The following is a 1,186-nucleotide window of genomic DNA, read 5'->3' on the forward strand; positions in this document are numbered from 1 at the left end:
CGGCCGAGCGGCACGCTTTCGAGACCGCCCTGATGCACATCATCGAGGGATCCGGTCAGTTGGAGCAGGACGACGCCCTCCTCGACGCCTGGGACCAAGCGCACCCGCCCAAACACACCGATGAGGCGCCAGCGCCCAAGCCGGCAGAAATCTCCCGCATCAAGAGCGCGGCGGAAGTCATCCGCAGCATGCCCTACGACCTCTCCCCAGCTCGCTTGCGCTGTATGGAATTAGCGGCCCAACTCGACGCACCGAAAAACCCAGCGCCCTAAGCACGACCTGCGACCCCGGCCCTCATGCGACCGTAGCCGGCCACCACCCGGGTAACCATCCACCTACCAGGCATAGACAAGCTCAGACCCAAGGGCTTCTATACGAACCAGTTCACGGCCCGAACTCGTCGTCCGGTCGATCGGTACTTAGTGTCAATGCCCGGGTCAGTGAGCCACAGGCGCAAGCAACGAAAGCCCAACCAAGTAGCAGAACACCACGGTACGTCCAGGACTCACCAAGGCCTTCAAGCAGATACGTGCGACCTGCGAAGATCAGGACAGCACCAATCAAGCACACACCGGTGACCACGAACCAGAAAAAGTTACGTCGAAGCACCACGACCCCCCACTCATGCTCGGACACGGTCAGCCTACACACGCCGGACCCGGTACCCCGCTCAACGCTCACCCGGACCGCACGATCACCTACCCGCGAGTGCCCCCCTCTACCCGGGAACCACGACAGAAGGAAACAGCCATGCGATCACGCCCAACAACACTCCTGGGTTCTGCACTTCTGCTCCTCGGAGCCCTGAGCATCACCGGCTGCGACGATACGCAGCTACCCCAAATACCAGGTGTGGAAGAACAAGATACAGAGAACCAGGAGGACAGCGGAGATCAGGACGACGGCGACGACGACGAGGAACAGGACGCGGAACAGGACACTGAAGGTGGGGAAGAGGACGAATAGACGGACACCCGGCTAGGAAGATAGAGGCGGGAAGCCGTAAAACCCACAATCCCGATCGCTGAAGGGGGTCTGTCTCAGTAACGGTGTTTCTGACGTTTTCATTTAGTAGGTTTCCGCAGCCGGCCAGCGGTCAGCGAAGGTGATGGCGAACGCGTTCAGCGCGGGCTTCCAGCGCATCGTCCATGGGGCTCGTCCCGTACCTGTCGGGTCAAGGGATCTG

Annotated in this window: 1 protein-coding gene and 1 pseudogene; both read left to right on the forward strand. The window is 61.0% G+C overall.

Features of this window, described 5'->3' with window-relative positions; genetic code table 11:
* A pseudogene (locus tag AC792_RS00340) lies at positions 1-272 on the forward strand (MerR family transcriptional regulator); the annotation flags it as partial.
* Between the two features lie 478 nt (positions 273-750).
* Complete coding sequence (locus AC792_RS00345; RefSeq protein WP_049828617.1) at positions 751-966, forward strand: hypothetical protein; 216 nt, start codon at positions 751-753, stop codon at positions 964-966.
* The last annotated feature ends 220 nt before the right edge of the window (positions 967-1,186 follow it).

This window comes from Arthrobacter sp. RIT-PI-e, assembly GCF_001187915.1.
In the GTDB taxonomy this organism is placed as follows: Bacteria; Actinomycetota; Actinomycetes; order Actinomycetales; family Micrococcaceae; genus Arthrobacter_D.

Excerpts from the sequence above, each read along its gene's own strand:
- AC792_RS00345 (WP_049828617.1), top strand. The coding sequence starts at position 751 with ATGCGATCACGCCCAACAACACTCCTGGGTTCTGCACTTCTGCTCCTC.